At 51.7% G+C, this 21988-nt stretch carries 19 protein-coding genes; 9 read left to right on the forward strand and 10 right to left on the reverse strand.

Annotated elements, in window-relative coordinates; all coding sequences use genetic code 11:
* The first annotated feature begins 20 nt into the window (after window positions 1–20).
* The 4 genes from ACZ481_RS01420 to ACZ481_RS01435 all read left to right on the forward strand — a co-directional run bounded on the left by ACZ481_RS01420 (window position 21) and on the right by ACZ481_RS01435 (window position 3944).
* A complete protein-coding gene (locus ACZ481_RS01420) occupies window positions 21–695 on the forward strand; it encodes a response regulator transcription factor (protein WP_464768422.1) in 675 nt (224 codons plus the stop codon).
* Window positions 696–1382, forward strand: coding sequence for a response regulator transcription factor (locus ACZ481_RS01425; protein ID WP_464768423.1), 687 nt, complete (start codon window positions 696–698; stop codon window positions 1380–1382).
* 194 nt (window positions 1383–1576) lie between these two features.
* Window positions 1577–1798 carry a hypothetical protein gene (locus tag ACZ481_RS01430; protein ID WP_464768424.1) on the forward strand — a complete coding sequence of 74 codons (222 nt, stop codon included), beginning with the start codon at window positions 1577–1579 and terminating at the stop codon, window positions 1796–1798.
* A 49-nt stretch (window positions 1799–1847) separates the two neighbouring features.
* Window positions 1848–3944, forward strand: coding sequence for a bifunctional diguanylate cyclase/phosphohydrolase (locus ACZ481_RS01435; protein ID WP_464768425.1), 2097 nt, complete (start codon window positions 1848–1850; stop codon window positions 3942–3944).
* 24 nt (window positions 3945–3968) lie between these two features.
* Here the strand turns inward: ACZ481_RS01435 and larA are convergent, their stop codons facing one another.
* A complete protein-coding gene (gene larA / locus ACZ481_RS01440; protein ID WP_464768426.1) occupies window positions 3969–5231 on the reverse strand; it encodes a nickel-dependent lactate racemase in 1263 nt (420 codons plus the stop codon).
* Between the two features lie 244 nt (window positions 5232–5475).
* Here larA and ACZ481_RS01445 point away from each other — a divergent pair, with 244 nt between their 5' ends.
* Together ACZ481_RS01445 and ACZ481_RS01450 are read left to right on the forward strand one after the other, a co-directional pair.
* Window positions 5476–6102, forward strand: a complete 627-nt coding sequence (locus ACZ481_RS01445; protein WP_464768427.1) for a DUF3793 family protein — start codon at window positions 5476–5478, stop codon at window positions 6100–6102.
* 152 nt (window positions 6103–6254) lie between these two features.
* On the forward strand, window positions 6255–7418 hold the full coding sequence (locus ACZ481_RS01450) for a type III PLP-dependent enzyme (protein ID WP_464768428.1): 1164 nt from the start codon (window positions 6255–6257) through the stop codon (window positions 7416–7418).
* A 76-nt stretch (window positions 7419–7494) separates the two neighbouring features.
* Here ACZ481_RS01450 and wrbA read toward each other — a convergent pair whose 3' ends face one another.
* Window positions 7495–8109, reverse strand: coding sequence for an NAD(P)H:quinone oxidoreductase (wrbA, locus tag ACZ481_RS01455; protein ID WP_464768429.1), 615 nt, complete (start codon window positions 8107–8109; stop codon window positions 7495–7497).
* Window positions 8110–8366: 257 nt separating this feature from the next.
* On the opposite strand from wrbA, the gene ACZ481_RS01460 reads away from it, so the two are divergent.
* Window positions 8367–9182, forward strand: coding sequence for a methyl-accepting chemotaxis protein (locus ACZ481_RS01460; protein WP_464768430.1), 816 nt, complete (start codon window positions 8367–8369; stop codon window positions 9180–9182).
* 287 nt (window positions 9183–9469) lie between these two features.
* Here the strand turns inward: ACZ481_RS01460 and ACZ481_RS01465 are convergent, their stop codons facing one another.
* The 8 genes from ACZ481_RS01465 to ACZ481_RS01500 form a co-directional block, all read right to left on the reverse strand.
* Complete coding sequence (locus tag ACZ481_RS01465; RefSeq protein ID WP_464768431.1) at window positions 9470–10327, reverse strand: 3-hydroxybutyryl-CoA dehydrogenase; 858 nt, start codon at window positions 10325–10327, stop codon at window positions 9470–9472.
* 12 nt (window positions 10328–10339) lie between these two features.
* The gene (locus ACZ481_RS01470; RefSeq protein ID WP_464768432.1) at window positions 10340–10759 is read right to left on the reverse strand and encodes a MaoC family dehydratase; all 420 of its coding nucleotides are present in this window, start codon (window positions 10757–10759) and stop codon (window positions 10340–10342) included.
* A 33-nt stretch (window positions 10760–10792) separates the two neighbouring features.
* Window positions 10793–11992 (reverse strand): FAD-binding protein, encoded by a 1200-nt coding sequence (locus ACZ481_RS01475; RefSeq protein WP_464768433.1) that lies wholly within the window; start codon window positions 11990–11992, stop codon window positions 10793–10795.
* A 13-nt stretch (window positions 11993–12005) separates the two neighbouring features.
* Complete coding sequence (locus tag ACZ481_RS01480; RefSeq protein WP_464768434.1) at window positions 12006–12791, reverse strand: electron transfer flavoprotein subunit beta/FixA family protein; 786 nt, start codon at window positions 12789–12791, stop codon at window positions 12006–12008.
* Window positions 12792–12902: 111 nt separating this feature from the next.
* The gene (locus ACZ481_RS01485) at window positions 12903–14042 is read right to left on the reverse strand and encodes an acyl-CoA dehydrogenase (RefSeq protein WP_464768435.1); all 1140 of its coding nucleotides are present in this window, start codon (window positions 14040–14042) and stop codon (window positions 12903–12905) included.
* A gap of 78 nt (window positions 14043–14120) precedes the next feature.
* Window positions 14121–15302 carry an acetyl-CoA C-acetyltransferase gene (locus ACZ481_RS01490; RefSeq protein WP_464768436.1) on the reverse strand — a complete coding sequence of 394 codons (1182 nt, stop codon included), beginning with the start codon at window positions 15300–15302 and terminating at the stop codon, window positions 14121–14123.
* A 38-nt stretch (window positions 15303–15340) separates the two neighbouring features.
* Window positions 15341–16894 carry an acyl CoA:acetate/3-ketoacid CoA transferase gene (locus ACZ481_RS01495; RefSeq protein ID WP_464768437.1) on the reverse strand — a complete coding sequence of 518 codons (1554 nt, stop codon included), beginning with the start codon at window positions 16892–16894 and terminating at the stop codon, window positions 15341–15343.
* A gap of 362 nt (window positions 16895–17256) precedes the next feature.
* A complete protein-coding gene (locus ACZ481_RS01500) occupies window positions 17257–18657 on the reverse strand; it encodes a GntP family permease (RefSeq protein WP_464768438.1) in 1401 nt (466 codons plus the stop codon).
* 429 nt (window positions 18658–19086) lie between these two features.
* Between ACZ481_RS01500 and ACZ481_RS01505 the strand changes: the two genes are divergently transcribed.
* Together ACZ481_RS01505 and ACZ481_RS01510 are read left to right on the forward strand one after the other, a co-directional pair.
* Entirely contained in the window at window positions 19087–19827 is a 741-nt protein-coding gene (locus ACZ481_RS01505; protein ID WP_464768439.1) for a beta-ketoacyl-ACP reductase, read from the forward strand.
* A gap of 289 nt (window positions 19828–20116) precedes the next feature.
* The gene (locus tag ACZ481_RS01510) at window positions 20117–21883 is read left to right on the forward strand and encodes a sigma-54 interaction domain-containing protein (RefSeq protein WP_464768440.1); all 1767 of its coding nucleotides are present in this window, start codon (window positions 20117–20119) and stop codon (window positions 21881–21883) included.
* The last annotated feature ends 105 nt before the right edge of the window (window positions 21884–21988 follow it).

Genomic DNA, 21988 nt, shown 5'->3' on the forward strand with positions numbered 1-21988 from the left:
GTAAAGAAGGTGTCTAATGGATGCGCATTCTGATGGCGGAGGATGATCCTTTTACCGGCGAGATGCTGGTCTTGCAGCTGACAAAAGCAGGCTGGGAGGTTGAGTGGGTTAAGGACGGTCAGGAAGCAATAAAGAAGAGCAGCAGTCATAAATATGATCTGCTGCTTCTGGACTGGATACTACCAGGCTATGATGGTATTGAGATCTGCAGTTTATTACGGCAGCAGCGAAATTACGTACCGATTATCATGCTAACTTCCCGCAACACCGTGGATGATTGTGTTACCGGCCTGAACTGCGGTGCTGATGATTATATTGCCAAGCCCTGTATATTTCCCGAACTTTTGGCCAGAATTCAAAATCTGATACGTCGTACCCACTCTATTGATGAGGCGATTGTTACCAAGTCGGCTGCAATAGAGTACCGGTATGGCGAACGGACGCTTGTTGCCGGCGAGCAGGTGGTTCACCTCTCAAAAAAGGAAGCAGCCTTATTTGAAATCTTATTGCGTTGCAAGGGACAACCGGTTTCACGGGAAAATTTGGCAGTGGCCATTTGGAAAGAGAAATCGGTGTCGCTTGCGGCTGTTGATCCGTTAGTCGCTCAACTGCGACGGCGCCTCGAACCTTTCCATTTTTGCTGCAGTATTGAGAATGAAAGAGGAAGCGGGTTCGTACTTCGCTGGGAAGATTGAATGTTGAAGGAAAAAGAAGCCATGCGAATTTTGTTGGTTGAAGATGAACCGCTCACTGCACGCATGATAAACAATGGGTTGACGACCAATGGAATTGAAGTTGATTGGAGTGAGGATAGTGAACAGGCAAGCAGTTTTTTGTCATATGATCATTATGATGCCATTATTCTTGGTCTGGCGGAGGGATTATCTGTTCTTAAAATTTTACGGCAGCAAGGTGTAAAAGCCCCCATTTTAATGCTTATTCACCGCGACACAGTACAAAACCGGTTAACCGCTCTGGAAAGCGGTGCTGATGATTTTCTGGTAAAACCATTTTCCTTTGTTGAACTGCTGGCCCGGTTAAATGCTTTAACACGGCGGGTTTCCGGAAGCTGGACAGGAAATTATGAATATAACGGGCTGTCCTATGTTCCCAAGGCACGAATGCTGTCGTTTGCAGCAAGCTGTATCCGTTTATCCAAAAAGGAGGGGCAGCTGTTAGAGCTGTTGCTTAAGCACCGGGAAAGAGCCGTGGCCAGAGAGACGATTCTCAGCCATATCTGGGGACCTGGTGAAGCGGTACCGAACAGTGCGGACGCCTTAGTCAAACAACTGCGGAAAAAAGTCGCGGTTTTATCCCCGGCGATCATGATCAGCACCGTCCGGGGCGTGGGGTACCGGCTGAATATTGCTAACCGGGAGTAGCAGCAGACCCGGCCGCGGGTGGGAGGGCCGGCCGGCGTTAAATACACCTGCGAAAATGCCAAAAATCATTTTTTGTCATGATTTTTATAGATAAAGCCTGTTATAGTAATAGTGGTGCAATATAACTTTGCAGGGAACAGAAACGCTACTTTTTATGATATGGGAAGACAATCTATTATTGAAGGAGCGCGGTGATGGGGAGCAGGCGTAGTGCAAATCAACGAGAGAATGAACTTACTGATAAGATTGAAGAAAAATTACAGCAGATCCGAGAGTGGGAAAAAGATGAAACCGCTGGTGATGTCTCTGCTCTTTATGTGGAGCTGGAGAAGCTTTTAAACGAAGTCAACAGACTGAGGGCCACAGCTAAAGCTCAGACCGCTGGCAGAAGCGGTGTTTTTTTTAAAACAGTTTAATATAAGCCCCCGATACTGATGCAGAGAGAAACGTTGGAGGAATACCGGAATGATGCCAACAGATGATAATGTGAATATGCGGGATTGTAAGGACCTTATATTATACAAAAGTGTTACAAATAAAAAGCTTACAGCGGCGTATGAAGAATTATTAGCCTCGCAGGAAGAGTTGCGCTACCGGCTGGACGAGTTGTTAGCAAAGGAAGTCATCATAAGCCGCCAAAATGCGATTTTAACCTCCCTGAATGATATTGCCGTGGGCCTGATGCATAAAATTGATCTGGACGACGTGCTGGCAATGATTGTTGACAGTGCGACTCAGCTGGTCGGTACTCACGATGGCTTTATAGCGCTGGTGGACGAAGAAGCGGGGGTATTTGACCGCAAAGCCGCCGTAGGCTCTTTTGCCGATGACGCAATCCGGCGGATTAAGGTAACCGAAGGGTTGCTGGGCCGGGTCTATCGTACCGGGAAACCGGCAATTGCCCGAGACTATAATACCTGGGAACACCGTTTGCGCCATCCGGTTTTTGATAAAACCCATTATTTTGTTATTATCCCGCTCCGGCGGGGCATAAAGGTGATTGGGGCGTTTGGGCTGGCATTCGCCGACAAGGGGAGAAGCCTGGCTGAACATGAGGTTGCTTTGCTGCAGCGATTTGGCGATCTCGCTGCCATTGCCCTGGATAATGCCACCCTCGTCAACTCCTACAAGCAGGACTTGCAGGAGCGCAGGCTGGCTATCGAGGCGCTGCGGGCTTCACAGGCCAGTAATCAGGCCTTGATTCATGCGATTCCCGATCCGCTGTTCATCCTTAAACCCGATGGTACGGTTGTTGATTACAAGGCCGGTAAAGAGCAATTATTTATGCCTCCTACCTGGTTTATTGGCAAAACGGTGTTTGAGCTATTTCCGGCTGAGATTGCTGCGAAAATGCTGCAAAGCGCCGAATTGGTCCTGGCCGGCGGCGATATCCAGAGTTTTGAGTATCAGGTTACCGTCCAGGGCAAAATCGAACATTATGAGGTGCGGATTGTCAGCAGCAGCGACGAGGAAGTGCTGGCGATTAACCGCAATATAACCGAGCGCAAGCGGATGGAGGAGCAGCTGGAGTTCCTGAGCCTGCATGATGCGTTGACAAAGGTATACAACAGGGCGTTTTTTGAGGAGCAAATCAAACGGATTCAGCTCTTACATGAGGGTGCGGCCGGGATCATCATGTGCGATGTGGATGGTTTGAAGATGGTAAACGACACGCTGGGGCATATAGCAGGTGATTCTATTTTGCAAAAGGTTGCAGATATATTGACCAGCTGCTGCCGGGCGGGCGATCTGATCGCCCGGATCGGGGGCGATGAGTTTGCTATTCTCCTGCATAGCCATTCAGTAAAAGGCATTGTAAGCTGCAGTCAGCAGATACGTGAGAAGATTGATGTCTATAATTCACAAAACCCCACTGTACCTATTAGTTTATCCATGGGGCTGGCGGTATGCGCCCAGCCCCCCCTGGACCTGCATGCGTTATTAAAACAAGCCGACGACAGCATGTCTAGGGAGAAGCTCCACCGTCATAACAGCACGCGCAGTGCGATTGTTACGGCGCTGATGAAGGCGCTGGAAGCCCGTGATTATATAACCGAGGGGCATGGCGACAGGCTGCAGGACCTGATAGAAGCCTTTGCCGGGCTTGTTGAGCTGCCGGCAACCAGTATTGCCGATCTTAGACTGTTCGCCCGCTTTCATGATATTGGCAAAGTGGGCATACCGGACAGTATATTGTTCAAGGCCGGGCATTTGACGGCGGAAGAATGGGTTACCATGCGCCAGCATTGTGAGATTGGTTATCGGATAGCGGTATCGGCGCCGGATTTAGTGCCGATTGCCGACTGGATACTTAAGCATCACGAATGGTGGGACGGCCACGGCTATCCCTTGGGACTGGCAGGGGCGGATATTCCGCTTGCCTGCCGGATGCTGGCTATTGTGGATGCCTATGATGCCATGACCAGTGACCGGCCTTATCGCCGGGCCATGAGCAAACAAGCAGCGCTGGCCGAACTGCTCAGCTGCGCCGGGAAGCAGTTTGACCCTGAGCTGGTCAGGCGGTTTTGCACGCTGATCGAGACAGGGGAAAAACGGGCCTGACGATTCCCCGGCAGGGAGCAGGGATCACTCTTTTATATACGGAATCGTCAGCGGCCCCAGCGGGAGTACGGCCACGCTGGCAGCGGGCCTGGCTTTCAGTAGTTCGTTAATGGCAGCACCGGGGCTGGTTACCGGAATCAGCTTGGCCGCTTTTACTGTCTGGGGATCAAGACGGGAATATAAATAGCAGTCGGCTTTACTCTGAATCATGGCCTGGGCCTGGACCTGCCATTGGTCGAACACGCGAAACTCAGGGTCGTTAATCATAGCCAGCAGTTCCTGGGGCGTAGCTCTCATTTTAAGAATGCTGGCGAAATTGCCATGGTCGGGTACACCATCCGAACATTCTGAGCAGGATAAAATTGCGCCGCCCTCTTTCACAACCTGGGCTGCCGCACTCATGCCCTTGATAGTTTGGTACAGATTTTGATCAAGGGGATAACCGGAATTAGTGGTAATGACAATATCAAAAGGGTGGTCCACCGGGTACATGGCATGCTGTTTCACAAAGGCGCAGCCGGCCCGGTGGGCCGCAAGCAGGTCGCCGGCAAAGACGCCGGTAATTTCTTTATTGCCGTTTAAGGTTACGTTAAGCAGGAAATCGGGCCTGGCCAGCAGGCAGTTCTGGGTGGCGGCATCCTGAACCGGATTGCCGTCGACAATACCCCAGGTACTGTTTTTACTGCCAATCATCCGGGCGTTATGAAAGTCCTGGATTGTTGTTATGCCGGCAATGCCGGGGCAGATGCCCTTCGGACCGCCGGAGAAGCCGGCGAAGAAATGAGGTTCGATAAAACCGGTGACGATCTTAAATGTACAATCCACATAGGTCTTGTTCAAATAAACAGCAGAGCCATAGCTGTTTGTGCCGACCAGCACCAGTTCTTCCGGGGCAAAGGCGTTGTGATTGACGACACGGACCGTATCGACGACCTCCTGTCCCAGCATCTGTATCAGCTCTTCCCTGGTATTGGCGCGATGGCTGCCAAGGCCGTTAATAACGACAATGTTGGCTTTCGGCACATGGTCAAGCTCTGCCAGCAGCCAGGGAACCAGTTTGTGGTTTGGCGTAGGGCGGGTCATGTCTGAAATGACAATAGCTACCGTGTCTGAAGGCTTTACCATGTCTTTGAGCGCCGGTGTTGCGGACGGCTGGCGCAGGGCTTTTTGGACAACTGCTTTTTCATTGCTTACTCCGGCTAAAGACGTGGGTTCAATAATGACTGCATGCTCAGGAACCATAATATCGAGACCGGTTTTTCCGTAAGCAAGGGACACAGGTTTCATATCACAACACTGCCTTTCGTCATTTAATTTTATTGTTAGCTTGGCGTTATAACTCTATTTTATCCGGAATGTTCAAAATCTCAATAGCATTTTTAAACCGCCTTGTTAGCCCCCGCCCTGCCGATTGACAATCGAAGAGGAAGGCCTTATACTAAATATAAATGATAATGATAATCATTACATAAGCCTTTCGATTATGTACGGCATACTATGTAAAAAGGGGTAAGGGGAAGGAGGCGGCCTTGTGCCATACAGGCAAACCGGGGAATCCTTATTACAGCTTGAGAATCAGAATAATCCCACCTATTTTTTCAAATGGCTGGTTGTTGAGCTGGCCCCAACCATTTACGGGGAAAAGCCGGCAACGTTATTAACCTTTGTTGACAGTCGCAGGTTTCACCGGCTAACTTTTTGGCGTAAGTTTGGTCCGACTTTTTTTCGGCAATCCGCTGTTGAATGGGCCATTGTCCGGGAGAGTGCCAACAGTCTTACGGTTCTGTTCTATCATCCCGACAGCCTGTCCGGCTGCTTACAGCAAACAGACCACTGCCGGTTCTTAGCGGCGTTCGGCTACCGGTCTGACTGTCCTTTGTGGGAAAACATGAATTGCCTGAAAAAGAGGTATCAGCATGGCTGCCCGCATGAAATCGGGCTGCTGCTGGGCATTCCCTTAAAAGATGTGCTGGGTTTTATGGGGCAGGGCGACGAATGTTTAAGCTGCCGGGGGCTGTGGTGCATCTACGGTGATCCGGAGCCGTCCTTAAGGGTGATGGAGAAAATCGCTGCCCACAAAACGTATGCCGCCGGGCTAATCAATTGCGGTGTCAGCCCGCGCAGCATCCTGTTAGAAAAGTACAGCAAAACTGCGTAATGATTGCAGGATTAATAACTGATTTTCCCGCGTATCCTAATAGGGTGCGCGGGTTTTATTTTTAAAAAAAATTTACTTGCACTTTGGGGCAGTTATGTTACAATCATAGAGTACTTTTGGCGAGAATATTGTTGTTAAAGGAGCGATGATAAGTGAAATATTTTAAGTTATCCCAGGCTGCTGTCAAGGCGCTGGCTGATAGCTACGGCACTCCGTTACTGGTGCTGTCTTTGGAACAAATTGAACTGAATTATAATTTGCTGGCAGAGAACATGCCTGGCGTAAAGATATATTACGCTGTCAAAGCAAATCCGGACGAGCGCATTGTCCGGAAGCTTAGCTCGCTTGGCGGCTATTTTGATGTCGCCTCTGATGGCGAGATGCGAATGCTGAATCGTTTAGGTATCAACGGCGGGCGCCTGGTTTACGCCAATCCGGTGAAAACGGGCAGCGGGCTACAGGCAGCCTGTGAAACCGGCGTAAATAAGTTTACTTTTGACAGTGAGAGCGAAATCGGCAAGATGGCGGCCGCTGTTCCCGGCGGTACCGTGTTATTGCGGATCCGGGTGGATAATCCCCGGGCCCTGGTCGATCTTAATAAAAAATTCGGGGCTCACCCGGATGAGGCGCTGGCACTGCTGGTGAAAGCCAAGGCTGCCGGTCTAGACGTTGCCGGGCTGTGCTTTCACGTAGGCAGCCAGTCAACAGGCATTGAGGCTTATCTTGAGGCCTTAGCCATCTGCCGCCGCCTTTTCGACGCTGCCAAAGAGCAGGGGCTAAACCTGCGCATCCTGGATATCGGCGGGGGGTTCCCCATTCCCACGCTAACGGAGGAACCGGATGTAGCCGCTATGGCTGCCGGCATTTACAAGGCGGTCAAAGAGTATTTTCCCCATACCGAGATCTGGGCCGAACCAGGCCGCTATATCTGCGGTACGGCCGTCAATCTGATTACCCAGGTTATTGGCACTACGGTACGCAATAATCAACAGTGGTATTTCCTTGATGACGGGCTATACGGTACGTTTTCCGGGGTTATTTTTGACCATTGGGATTTTGAGCTGGAGGCCTTTAAGAGCGGCAAGCGCATCCAGGCTACTTTCGCCGGCCCCAGCTGTGATTCGCTGGATGTCATGTTCCGGGATAAACAGACCGTACCGCTGGAGCTTGGGGACCTGATCCTTGTACCCAATTGCGGGGCCTATACTTCGGCCTCGGCCACCGTATTTAACGGTTTTGCCAAAACGCAGATTGTGGTGTGGGAGGAGCTCTACGAAGAAATTACGGCGAAGCTTGAATTGGCGACTGCCGGCTAACTTAATTTTTGTGAAACAGCTTTAGGTAGAGAAGACTCCCGTTGTGTGAACGGGAGTCTTCGGCATATAACCGCGATTACTTGCTATTCAGTTTCCGGGCAATTGTTGCCACATGTTTTCCCTGAAATGCGGCTCCGGCCAATTCGTTGGCGCTGGGCAGCCGTTCGCCCCGGCCGCCGGCAATGGTTGAGGCGCCGTAGGGGGAGCCGCCGGTCATTTCATCAATGGTGCTCTGGCCGGCAAAGGAGTAAGGCAGGCCGACAATAACCATGCCATGATGCAAAAGCGTAGTATGCATGCTGAGGATCGTCGATTCCTGGCCGCCATGCTGCGTGGCCGTACTGGTAAAAACGCTGCCGGCTTTGCCGACCAGCCTGCCCTGCTGCCATAACTGGCCGGTGGCGTCAAGAAACTGGCGCATCTGTCCGCACATATTGCCAAAGCGGGTTGGCGTGCCAAAGATAATCGCGTCGGCTGCCGCCAGTTCCTCCAGCGTGCAAACCGGAATATGGCTGAATGCTTTTTGGGCTTCGATAGCTCCCATTTTTTCCAGAATTTCCGTGGATAATGTTTCCGGGACCCGGCGCAGAACCGCCTCTGCCCCGTCCACCTCGCGGATACCGTCGGCAACCGCCTCTGCCATGCGATGGATGTGACCATACAAGGAATAATACACAACCAGAATTTTCAACTTGCTCACTCCTTTAGCAATATAAATTATTTTTGAATAACTTATTTCTCGATAAATCCTCATTTTCCTTCCTGAATATGTTAATTATTCGTAACAATGGATTCCTTTAAACAAAAAAAATAATAATTGCGAATATTGTTGAAATCAGGCAGGAAAAACAGAGTAAAATGCCGTATTTTGTATAGGGACTTGTCTAGACGTACAAACAATTGAAGCCTGCAGGCAGTATCGAAAACAATAAAGGGAGGGCCTATATTATGAATAAATTAGCAGCCGCAGTTGCCGCCGCCGAGCTGTTCCGGGATCTGAACGCGTTTGACTGTTCTGTATTGGTGGCCAATGCGGAAGGGGTTATTATTCATTACGTGGAAGGCAAAACATTCCAGGCTAATGTAAAACTGGGTGAGCCGGCACCGGGAACCTCGGTTAAAAATTGCCTTGCCACCAGACAGATTGTGAAAACACTGATTCCTGAACACTTATATGGTGTCAAGCTGCGCTCGATTGTCAGGCCCATTATTGAGGAGGACGGGACTCTTTCCGGCGTAGTCGGTATGGCCATCAGCCTGATGACAGAAGAAGCTTTACATAATGCGGCGCATACCATTGCGACCATGACTGAGGAAATCACAGCCACGACCGAGGAACTGGCCGCTTCGGCCAGCCGCCTGGCGCAGGAGCTTGTCAAGGTGAAGGGCGGCAGCGAGCGGGTGATTACGGAGATTAATAAAACCGACGAGATTTTAAAGTTTGTAAGTGATGTTGCCGCCAATTCCAATCTACTGGGGCTTAACGCCGCCATTGAAGCCGCCCGGGCCGGAGAGCAGGGCCGCGGTTTTGCCGTTGTGGCCGAGGAGATACGCAAAATGGCGGTTAATAGCTCTCAGTCGGTTAATGATATAAAAAAGATTCTGCAGAATATTGAGCATGAAGCGATTGCTGTAGTGGCAGTGATTGGCAGTACGGCGCAGTTGAGCGAGCATCAGGCGCTGGCCACCGAACAGATTGGCAAAACGATGCAGGAGCTGACGGCTACTGCCAATGAAGTAGAGAATATAGCCAATATGGTCTAGTACCTCATCTTTCTTAAAAGCGAGGGAATAGTTTGCGTAGATTTTTTCGCAATGCAAGGCGGAGGAGCCGCACATATCGGACATATGTAAGGCGACGACAACGAAGCAGTGCGGGAAAAGATGCGCAAACTATCCTTGGTTTTAAGGGAGATGAGGTACTAGTACTCCTGGTATTTGGCCATACGCGCCCCGGACGTGAACCAGCTGATAATAAATTACCCCTGCGATTAGGCCGGCAGTTAGCCGGCAGAGCGCAGGGGTAGTTTATTATGACTGGGCGATTACGTTTACCGGGAATACGCAAAGAATCCTTTGCCGCTTTTGCGCCCAAGGTAGCCGGCCTGCACCATTTTCTTAAGCAGCGGGCAGGGACGGTATTTGGGGTCGCCATAGCCGGCATAGAGGACCTCCATAATCGACAGGACGGTATCATTGCCAATCAGGTCAGACAGCGCCAGCGGCCCCATAGGATGGTTAAAGCCGAGCCGGGCCACGGTATCAATATCTTCGGCGCTGGCTACCCCTTCCATCAGGGCATAGACAGCCTCGTTGATCATGGGGATCATGACCCGGTTACCGATGAAGCCCGGGAAATCCTCGACTTTGACCGGTTCTTTGCCTAATTTGCGGGCTAAGGCCTGGATGGTGTCAAAGGTAGCCTGCGAGGTTGCCAGGCCATTGATGATTTCTACCAGCTTCATGACCGGCGCAGGGTTGAAGAAGTGCATGCCGATGACCTTGTCGGCCCGGCCGGTAGTGGCGGCGACCGCCGTGAGCGGCAGGGAGGAGGTATTTGTTGCCAGAATTGTGTCAGCAGGGCACAATTTATCCAGCAGCTGAAAGATTTCTTTTTTTATTTCCATCTTCTCTACAGCGGCTTCCACGACTAAATCGACAGCGCAGATATCGGCAGTCAGCTCCACGGCCCCGGTAATCCGGTCCATGACCGCTGTTTTTTCGTCAGGGGTCAGCTTGCCTTTGTCAACAGACCGGGCCAGGTTTTTGTCAATGGCGGTTATGCCTTTCTGCACAAACTCCTCGCTAATGTCTCTGATAATTACGGTAAGGCCGCCCTGGGCCATTACCTGAGCAATGCCGCTGCCCATTTGGCCGGCGCCAATGATTAATACTTTTTTTATGTCCATCTGCTACCCCCGCTAGTCTTTTTTCATTACTGTGGCTTTGCCGTCGGTGACCACCGTTCCTGCCTGGTTGGTGACGGTCGTTTTCAGGATTAACCGGTTTTTGGCCTCAATTTTTTCAATAACCTCAACTGTGGCGGTAACGGTGTCGCCAATTTTTACCGGCGCTTTAAAGGCCAGCTCCTGGGCAAGGTAAATGGTGTTGGCGCCAGGCAAGGCCGTACCCAGGACGGCGGAGATAAAAGCAGCCGACAGCATGCCGTGGGCAATGCGCCCTTTAAACATAGATTTTTCGGCAAACTCGGCATTGATGTGTACAGGGTTGAAGTCGCCGCTGAGGCCGGCAAAGGAATACACGTCATATTCGCTTACTGTTTTCGCCATACTGGCTTTGTCGCCGACCTTGATGTCGGCGAATTTTACGTCTTGCACCATAAACAATACCTCCCTTTGTTATCGATGTAGTGGTCAGCCGGCAGCTTTGATTTTTTTAAATTCAGCGATAAGGGCCGGGATTACTTCGAGGGCATCGCCGACAATTCCGTAGTCGGCCATCTTAAAGATCGGTGCATCCGGATCTTTGTTGATGGCGATAACGATATCGGAAGAGGACATGCCGGCCAAGTGCTGGATAGCGCCGGAAATACCACAGGCAATGTATACTTTCGGACCGACGGTTTTGCCTGTCTGGCCAACCTGGTTTAAGGCCGGTATCCAGCCGGCGTCGACCGCCGCCCGGGAAGCACCGACTGCGCCGCCCAGGACAGACGCAAGCTCTTCGATCAGCTTAAAGTTTTCCGGCTTGCAGATGCCGCGGCCGCCGGCCACGATGAATTCGGCTTCCTCCAGGTTGCAGGCGACCGTACTGCCCTGAATGACTTCAATAAGTTTGGTCCGGATATCGCCGGGCTGTACTTTGCTGGCAACCTTGATTACTTCGCCGGTGCGGGAAAAATCCTGAGCAGGGCGTTTAAATACTTTGGGACGGACAGTTCCCATCTGCGGCCGGTGGTCAGGGCACAAAATGGTTGCCATAATATTGCCGCCAAAGGCCGGCCGGGTCCAGGCAACCAGCCCGGTGGCCTCGTCAATGTCCAGATTGGTGCAGTCGGCGGTCAGCCCGGTGCCTACCCGGCAGGCAACCCGCGGGCCAAGATCCCGGCCGTCGTTGGTAGCGCCCATCAGAATGACCGAGGGCCGGTAGGTATTAATCAGATCGGCCAAGGTAATGGTGTAGCCGTCGGTGGAATAGTGCTTGAATTCAGGGCCTTCCACTACATAAATTTTATCGGCGCCGCTGGCAAAGATCTCTTTGGTCAGGCCGGATACATTCTGGCCGATCAGTACGGCTGCCAGTTCCTGTCCCATAGCCTCGGCCAGCTTGCGGCCTTCCCCTAACAGCTCGTGGCTTACATTGCGGATACTCCCGTTTACTTGTTCAATATAGACCCAAACGCCTTTATACAGGTCTTTGTCAATCGCTACGGATTTTTCTTCTGCTTCACGGATAATAGCCCCGACCGGACAAACATCCACGCAGGCGCCGCAGGCTGTACAGGCCTCGGTGATGACCGCCTTGTCGTCTTCCATGATGATAGCGCCGAAAGGGCAGGTGCCTACACAGGCGGTACAACCAATACATTGTTCAGCAATTACTTTTACTGCCATTATTTAACCCCCCTTAAACGATCTTGGCATCAGACAGTTTTTGAATTAACTGCACTGCCGCCGCCCGGGCGGTATCTGCCTGAATAATTTCCCCCTGGGTACGCTGCTTGGGGGTAAAGATTTTACGTACCTGGGTAGGTGAGCCTTTGAGGCCAATTTTCTCGGCTTCTACCGCTACATCGTTTACCGTCCAGACAGGGATTTCCCGGCGGTTGGCTTTCATTGTGCCCTTAACAGTGGGGGTGCGGGGGTCGTTGATTGATTTGACTACTGTCAGCATAACCGGTGTGGAGACCTCAATCACTTCATACCCTTCCTCCTGCTCCCGTTCTACCCGGAGCTTGTTGCCGTCGGCTTCCACTTTCGACACATAGGTGACTTGCGGAATAGCAAGATGCTCGGCAATCTCGGGTCCTACCTGGGCGGTGTCGCCGTCGATGGCCTGCTTGCCGCAGAGGATGATGTCGACATTGCCGATTTTCTTGATTCCGGCTGCCAGTGTATGGCTGGTAGCCAGCGTATCGGCGCCGCCAAAGGCCCGGTCGCTCAGCAGGACTGCGTCATCAGCCCCCATCGCCAGGCATTCTTTCAGGGCGTCCTTGGCCTGGGGCGGACCCATGGTAATGACGGTAACCTTGCCGCCATGTTTTTCCCGGAGCTGTAAAGCGGCTTCTAAGGCATTTTTGTCGAAGGGATTGACAATGCTGGGCACACCCTGGCGGATTAACGTATTGGTGGCAGGGTCAATTTTTACTTCCGTGGTATCAGGTACTTGTTTTACGCAAACTACTATTTCCATTAGACCTGTAATCCTCCTGTTAAAAAGTGGCGGTGCTTCATTTTGGGGCTGCCGGGGCGGGGGAGAACCGCTGCAGCGGTTCTCCCTGCCGGCAAGCGTATAAGCGTTATCTTACCGCAGAACAGCGCTGGAAATAACGATGCGCTGCACCTGGTTTGTTCCTTCATAAATCTGGGTGATCTTGGCATTGCGCATCAGCCGTTCCACCGGGTATTCACGGCTGTAGCCATAACCGCCAAATATCTGTACAGCATCGGTGGTTACCGCCATGGCCGCATCGGAGGCATACATCTTGGCCATGGCCGCTTCTTTGGAATAGGGGAGGCCTTTTTCTTTCAGGTAGGCGGCACGGTAGACCAGCAGGCGGGCGGCTTCCACTTTCGTGGCCATGTCGGCCAGCATAAAGGCAATCGCCTGGTTGCTGGCGATCGGTTTGCCAAACTGCACCCGTTCCTTGGAATATTTTACGGCATGGTCCAGCGCGGCCTGGGCAATGCCCAGGGCCTGGGCCGCCACACCAATGCGGCCGCCGTCGAGGGTCGCCATGGCAATTTTGAAGCCGTCGCCTTCTTTGCCCAGCAGATTTTCTTTCGGGACTTTGACATCCTGGAATACCAGTTCCATGGTAATGGAGGTGTTGATCCCCATTTTGTGCTCTTTTTTGCCAAAGGTGAAGCCTGGCATGCCTTTTTCAATAATGAAAGCGGAAATTCCTTTTACTCCCTTGGCCTTATCCGTCATGGCAAAGACTACATAGGTTTCCGCTTCACCGGCATTGGTAATGAAAATTTTGCTGCCGTTCAGCACATAGTGGTCTCCTTCTAACACGGCAATGGTTTGCTGGGCGGCGGCATCGGTGCCGGCGTTGGGTTCAGTCAAACCAAAGGCGCCCATTTTTGTGCCTTCCAGCAGGGGTCCAAGATACTTTTGTTTCTGTTCTTCGGTGCCAAAGGCATAAATCGGCCAGGCGCACAACGATACGGTCGCGGAGAGGGTGATGCCAATGCCGTCGTCCACCCGGGACAGTTCTTCTACGGCCAGAATGTAGCTGAGCACATCGCCGTCAGCGCCGCCGTACTGTTCGGGAAAGCAAATACCGGTAAAGCCCATTTCCCCCATGGCATCATACAGCTCGCGCGAGAAACTCCCGGCTTCGTCCCGTTCGGCGACACTTGGTGCAACCTGCTTTTCGGCAAACTCCCGCACCAGTTTCTGGGTCATTTTTTGATCTTCTGTCAGTTCAAAAATCATAGAGTAGACCTCCTTATCAAAGCTATATTTACCACCTCCCTTTGTGCTATAAAGGGAGGTGGCAGCTAACCAATAGAATTAGAGCCGTTCGACGATGGTGGCAACGCCCTGGCCGCCGCCGATGCAAAGGGTAGCCAGGCCAAGCTTGGCTTCTCTGGCCTGCAGGGAATGCAGCAGGGTGACTAGGATCCGGGCGCCGCTGGCCCCGATCGGATGGCCAAGGGCAATGGCGCCGCCATTGACATTTACTCTGTCTTTGGGGAAGCCGAGTTCTTTGCCTACGGCGAGAAACTGGGCGGCAAAAGCCTCATTCGCTTCAATTAATTCGATGTCGTTGATGCTGAGACCTGCTTTGGCTAGCGCTTTGCGGGTTGCCGGCACCGGACCCATACCCATGATGGAGGGGTCGACACCGCCTGCGGCGTAGGCACGGATGCGGGCCAGTGGTTTCAAGCCCAGCTCGCGGGCCTTATCGGCAGACATAAGGACAAGGGCGGCCGCACCGTCGTTAATGCCGGAGGCGTTGCCGGCAGTAATGGAACCGTCTTTTTTAAAGGCCGGTTTCAAGCCGCAGAGCGATTGGGCGGTTGTGCCTGCTTTGGGATATTCGTCCGTGTCGAACGTGGTATCGCCTTTGCGGCCTTTGATTACAACCGGGTATATTTCCTGTTTAAAAGCGCCGGACTCAATGGCTTGGAGAGCCTTGGCCTGCGATTCGTAGGCCAGCTGGTCCTGTTCTTCCCGGCTGATGCTGTATTGAGCCGAGACGTTTTCGGCCGTGATTCCCATATGGTAATCGTTGAAGGCGCACCAGAGACCATCATGAATCATGACATCGGTGAGCTTGCCATGGCCCATGCGGTAGCCCCAGCGGGCCTTGCTGTCCAGAAGATAGGGCGCCTGAGACATATTCTCCATGCCGCCGGCTACGATGATATCGGCATCGCCGGTCATAATGGCCTGGGCCGCCAGATTGACTGTTTTCAGGCCGGAGCCGCAAACCTTATTTACGGTATAAGAAGGAACCTCTACCGGCAGGCCGGCTTTTATAGCTGCCTGGCGGGCAGGATTTTGGCCCAGGCCGGCCTGGAGCACGTTGCCGAAAATGACCTCGTCAACGGCTTCTTTATTGATCCCGGCTTTGTCGATCGCCGCCTTAATGATTAAAGCGCCAAGGTCTGTGGCGGCTACAGAAGCCAGGGAGCCGTTAAAATTGCCAATAGCTGTACGCGTTGCGCTGACGATTACTACTTCTTTCATTACATGCACCATCCTTTAGTGAGTATTAGTTGGCTTCATTACTGTTTATCCAGGCCCATGGGCGTGGCGCGGAAGAGGCGTTCGTCCATGAGTTTCAGATCAGGGGCGATAATTGGCTTGAATTCCATCTGGGCCAGTATATCTTTTTCCAGATCTACCCCGGGGGCTATTTCGATCAGGGTCATACCAGCGGCCGTCAGCTCAAACACGGCCCGCTCCGTGATGTACATGACCGGCTGTTTTACTGTTTGCGCATAGTGACCGCTGAAGGTAATCTGTTCTACCTGTTCCAGAAACTTTTTGGCTTTACCCTCGTTCAGGATCGACAGTTTGCCGTCGGCAACCTGGACTTTGAGACCGCCGGCGGTAAAGGTGCCGCAAAAAAAGACCCGTTTCGCGTTTTGGGTAATGTTGATAAACCCGCCGCAGCCTGCAACCCGGCCTTTGAATTTGCTGACATTGATATTGCCTTGTCTGTCCGTTTCGGCCAGTCCCAGAAAGGCGAGGTCCAGGCCGCCGCCGTCATAAAAGTCGAATTGGTAAGGCTGGTCCAGAATGGCCTCGGCATTCGTAGCCGCGCCGAAACTCTGGCCGCCGGCAGGGACACCGCCGACAGGTCCGGCCTCGACCGTCAGGGTCAGGGTATCGCCGATGCCTTCCTCATTGGCCACCAGCGCCACTCCTTCCGGCACGCCGATCCCCAGGTTTACCTTGGCATCAGGAATCAATTCCAGTGCGGCCCGTCTGGCGATTACCTTGCGCTCGTCCAGCGGCAGAGGGGCAATGGCCGACAGGGAGACGCGAATCTCGCCCGAGTAGGCAGGATTATATTGTTCGCCGAAGGTTTGCATGTGCAAGGACGGCGATTCGGCAACCACGATATAGTCGACGCTGATGCCGGGAATTTTGACGTTCATCGGCTTAAGACTGCCGTTGGCGACAAGCCGCTCAACCTGAACAATGACAATGCCGCCGGCGCTCTTGACTGCCTGGGCAATCGACAGCTGTTCCAGGGAAACTGCCTCATGCTCAATGGTAATGTTGCCGCGTTCGTCGGCACTGGTGCCGCGGAGGAGGGCCACATCAACCGGGAAGGGCTTATACCACAGCCATTCCTCGCCGCCCAGTTCGATGACCTCTACGAGATCTTCTGTGGTGATGTCGTTGATTTTGCCGCCGTCAACCCGGGGGTCGACAAACGTATTCAGGCCAACCTTGGTGATTACCCCGGGCTTGCGGCCGGCTAAATTACGGAACCAGTGGGTAAGCGTTCCCTGGGGGAAGTTGTAGGCTTCTATTTTGTTCTCCACAGCCAGTTTGCCCAGTTTGGGGGCCAGGTTCCAATGGCCGCCGACCGCTCTTTTTACCATGCCTTCTGACCCGAAATGATTCAGGCCGCGGTCTTTGCCGTCGCCCTGGCCGGCACAGTAGATTAAGGTTAAGTTTCTAGGAGCGCTTTCGTTAAGGAAACGTTCTTCCAAGGCGGCTGTCAATGCTTCCGGATGACCGTTGCCGACAAAGCCGCTGGTTGCAACAGTTTGGCCGTTTTGTATAAGTTTGGCGGCGTCCTGTGCGCTGATTACTTTTGCCAATATACCCACTCTCCTTGTGAAATATCTCTCGAAATTATTTAATGCAAGGAACATGCCAATAGTCTGCACGTTTTTCCTGCAATCAGGGTGGAATCTTTCCGGCAGGCGGTGAACAGGCACCGGCACGGTGTTGTTTTCTGCCGGGGAAATAAGCCGGCCGTACCATAATTTGCCGGTGCCTGCCGTTGCGGCCGGTCTTTCCTGTACAGACGATTTGCGTTTATGGTATTCAGGTGTGTATTGTTCTACACACCTGTGTCTAATTTCTTGTACACTCTGCCCGCTTGCAGGGCAGCTATGGTGTTGTTAATAAAAAACCTGTGTTGTTTTTCAACACAGGTATTTGACTTGCAGTGAACAGCTTACAGGATTCCGGTCATGGTATGAATGAGAATAATGACAAATACCATGAGGGTCTTAAGTACGGTCAGGACAAAAATGTCGCCATAGGAGTCTTTGTGGGTTAGCCCGCAGACGGCCAGCAAGGTGATAACCGCGCCGTTGTGGGGCAGTGTATCCATGCCGCCTGAGGCCATGGAGGCCACGCGGTGCAGGATTTCCGGCGACATACCGATGGAGTTGGCCCAGGCCAGCCAGTCTTTGGCCATCAGGTCCAAAGCAATGGACATGCCGCCTGAGGCGGAACCGGTGACGCCGGCGAGGATATTGACGGTTACGGCTTCGGATACCAGGGGCGAACCGCCGACTTTAATGCTCATCAACGCGCTGGAGATGGATTTGAAGCCGGTAAGCGAAGCGATAACGTTGCCATAACCTACTTCCGAGGCGGTATTCATGATGGCCAGGAGCGAGCCCACGGCGCCGGCATTAAGGGATTTGGCCAGCATGCCGGTGGAACCAAGGTTTTTATAACCTAATACGATGGCCAGGCCAATACCGGTAACCAGGGCAATAATCAAAGACCAGATGCTGATAACATTGCTGACGGCAGCAGCGGTCAGCGGCAGTTTCATGGCTTTAAAAGGCTCCAGGATTGCCGGATCCCAAGTAAACATACGGGTCATGGCAAAATTAACAACCAGGACGGCGAGTAACGGCAAAATAGCCAGCTGCCAGGAGGGGAGAGCGGTGTCGGTTTTGACCTCAGGCTCGTTGAGCGTATGGTTGCCATAGCCTTCGCCGGCTGCGGCCGCACTGCGCCGGCGGTGCTCCAGCCATAAGATGCCCAGGGATAGAATCGCGATGCCGCCTATGAGGCCAAGAATGGGAGCGGCATAAATATTGGTGCCGAAAAAGTTGGTGGGTATAAGGTTTTGTATTTGGGGTGTACCGGGGATACAGTCCATGGTGGCGGTAAACGCACCCAGGGCGATCGTCGCCGGCAGCAGCCTTTTGGGGATGTCAGCTTGTTTGAATAAGGCCGATGCAAATGGATAGATGGCAAACACAACAACAAACAGGCTTACACCGCCATAGGTAAGTACGCACCCGGCCAGAACAATCGACAATATAGCCCGGTCCTTGCCTAAGCCTTTAATGATGGCCTGGGCAATGCCTTTGGCCAGCCCGGTATCTTCCATTAGCTTGCCAAAAACGGCGCCAAGCAGGAAGACGGGGAAAAAGGATTTGATATACGTAACTGCTTTGGCCATAAACAATTCGGTATAGGCCGGCATGAGGGAGAGGCCGGATAATGAGGCGGCCAGCAGGGCAAATACGGGGGCGAATAAAATTACTGAAAAACCACGGTAGGCAAAGAACATGAGCAAAAATAAACTAAGGAGAATTCCGATTACTTCCATTAAATTACCTCCTAAAAGATAGTAGCCTGTTTTTGGTAAGCGTCAGTCGTTGGTTGCTGCGATAACCTCCTTCTGTATCATAGTGCGCAATTCAGATAAATTTATAAGCAAGTATCGTGCCAATAAATTTTTTTTACCGCAGCAGGGGTAAAATCATTATTTTCTGTCTTCCGGCTATGGATTCGGCTCCGGAACGATAATGGCGGTTGTTCATTTTCATAGACAGTGTGTGTATGAATTGCGACATATATACATAATCTTTTGCGTTACAGCGGTAGCGGTGTTTATTGCATAGCGGTAAAATTCGGCAGTAATTTTTTCCACGGGGATATTGGCATGTTTTTTGCATCATACTTACATTGAACATTGCATCTACATGCATTACTTAATTACTCTAAATATTGTCTTATTAACAGGGAGGTATTTTCGATGAAGGGTTTGAAAAACAAGGTTGTCATTATTACCGGGGCTGCGGCCGGCATTGGCCGTGCCACGGCGCTGCGGTTCGCCGAAGAGGGGGCGCATATTGTTGTCGCCGATTTTGCCGACGGCTCAGCCACTGTGCAAGAAGCGGCCGCGAAGGGTGTGCAGGCCATCTATACCCAGGTTAATGTTACTGATCCGGAAAGTGTTAAGGCTATGGTGGCTAAAGCAATAGAGGTTTTTGGCAAGGTGGATGTGTTAATTAATAATGCCGGTATAACTAAAGATGCGATGATGAAAAAGATGACAAAAGATGCCTGGGACGCAGTCATCAATGTTAACCTGACCGGTGTATTCAACTGCACTTCGGCCGTGCTGCCGCAGATGCTTGAGCAGAAAGCCGGTGTAGTGCTTACGACTTCTTCCGTAGTAGGCCTGTACGGCAATCTTGGTCAAACCAACTATGCGGCCGCCAAGTGGGGGGTAATTGGCATGACTAAGTCCTGGGCCAAAGAGATGGCCCGCCATGGTCTCCGGTTTAACTGCGTGGCGCCCGGATTCATTGCCACGGAAATGGTTAAGAAGATCCCTGAACAAGTCCTCAACGAAAAAATATTGATTAAGGTCCCGGCCGGCCGGCTGGGCGAGCCGGAGGAAATTGCCGCGGCCTTTGCTTTTCTCGCATCCGATGATGCTAAGTTCATCAATGGTACAGTTCTTAGTGTTGATGGTGCTTGCACACTGTAAGCCGATTTTCCTTATCCCTGCCCGGACTTTCTGTTCTGATGGTAAAAAAGGCAGCGCGGAGTGTACGTACTCCGCGTTATCTTTTTTTTTTTCGGCAGAACCCGTTATTTTTCACCGGCTAAGGCCGGTTCTTTTTTTATTGCCGCCCTGATGGTTGTCCTCTTTTATGGCCGGGAGTGACTTTTTTTGTAGACACTAACGTACTCTCGTTTTATAATTGTTTTGACAGGCGGAAATGTTGTCAGCTAAGTTGACTGTATTCTTAGACATTATTACAGGAGGTACCGGAATGCAAAAATGTGGAGTAAGCGGTATGCTGGAAGCATTCGCGTCAACCGGTATGACGGAATTGCGGACTGTGCTTGACTCGGTCTGCAATGGCATCGTTGTGGTCAACTACCAGGGTGTTATTACCTTTTTTAATACCGCGGCCGAGAAGATTACCGGCTTACGGTCTGAAGCCGTTATCGGTCAGAAGATCGATGACGTTCTGCTCAATTCCGGGCTGATCAGGGTTATGGAAACCGGCGAGGCTGAACTTAATCAACGTCAGAATATTGGAAAATGCGAAATAATGACAAACCGTACGCCGATCATAAAAGAAAACACTGTGGTTGGGGCTGTCGCCATCTTTCAGGATATTACCGAGTTTAATGAGGTGGTTACACAGCTTGAGGATATGAAAAGGCTTAAAAGCACACTGGAATCGATTTTGGAAAGTATGCATGAAGGCGTTGTGGTTGTGGACAAAGACGGGTTGATCACGATGCTGAACAAAGCCTACAGTGAATTTCTGGCTGTTGATCCTCAGGCGGTGATAGGCAAGCATGTAGCTGAGGTCATTCCCAATACGAGGATGCACCTTGTGGTGCAGGAGGGGAAGGCGGAGGTTACCGATATCCAGAAAATCCAGACCAATACCAGTGTTGTCAGCCGTATTCCCATCGTCAAAGACGGGGAAATTATCGGTGCTGTCGGCAACATGATTTTCCGGGATGTAAAGGACCTGAAGTCTCTGGCCGGCAAAATCAGCAAGCTCGAATCAGAATTAGAGTATTATAAAGAAGAACTGTTCAAGGTGTACGGCGGCAAGTTTACGTTTGACAGTATTATCGGCAACAGCGACACGATGAAAGGTCTTAAAGAGGTGGCCGCTAAAGCGGCCAAGGGCAAATCGACTGTATTAATCCTGGGGGAAACCGGCACCGGCAAGGAATTGTTTGCCCATGCCGTGCACAACGCCAGCAGAAGGCGCCAGGGCCCGTTTATTAAGATTAATTGTGCGGCCCTGCCGGAAAACCTGCTGGAAGCGGAATTATTCGGTTATGAAGAGGGCGCGTTCACCGGTGCCCGCAAAGGCGGGAAACCGGGCAAGTTTGAATTGGCTAACGGCGGCACCATTTTTTTGGACGAGATTGGTGAAATGACTCTGGCCATGCAGGTTAAACTGCTCAGGGTGCTGCAGGAGCGGGAACTGGAACGCCTGGGGGGAACAAAGCCTGTTAAGCTCGATATCCGCGTGATTGCAGCAACTAACCGCGATTTGGAAAATATGATCCAGCAGAAGCAGTTTCGTCAGGATTTATATTACCGGTTAAATATATTTACCATCAATATTCCGCCGCTGCGGGAGCGGACGGAAGATATTCTGCCGTTGTGCCGCATGCTGTTTCAGAAAATTAATAATCAGGTCGAACACTGGGTGGAAGGCATCAGCCCGGAGGCCCTGGCCATGCTGATGCAATATAACTGGCCCGGTAATGTCCGCGAACTGGAAAATGTCCTGGAGCGGGCAATTAATCTGATGGATGATGAGATTATTATTACGCCGGAGCATTTGCCGCCGATGATTAAAAAGGGGAACGGGGCGAAAGGTGAGTCCGGGAACGGCGATCCCCCCAGCGACTTAGCCGATATAAAGGAAAACGCCGAGCGGCAGGCGCTGGTGCGGGCGCTGGCTGCAGCCGGCGGTAATAAAAGCAAAGCAGCGAAAATTTTGGGCATTCACCGTTCCGGTTTTTATCAAAAAATGCAGAAATATAATCTTATAAAATAATTAGTGGCAGTTGTAAATAATCCCTTGCATTCGGTGGTGAATAAGCAAGGGATTACCTATATATAAGGTATTGGCGGCCCGGGAGAATTATTTCCTGCACCAACA

This window comes from Sporomusa intestinalis, assembly GCF_055383785.1.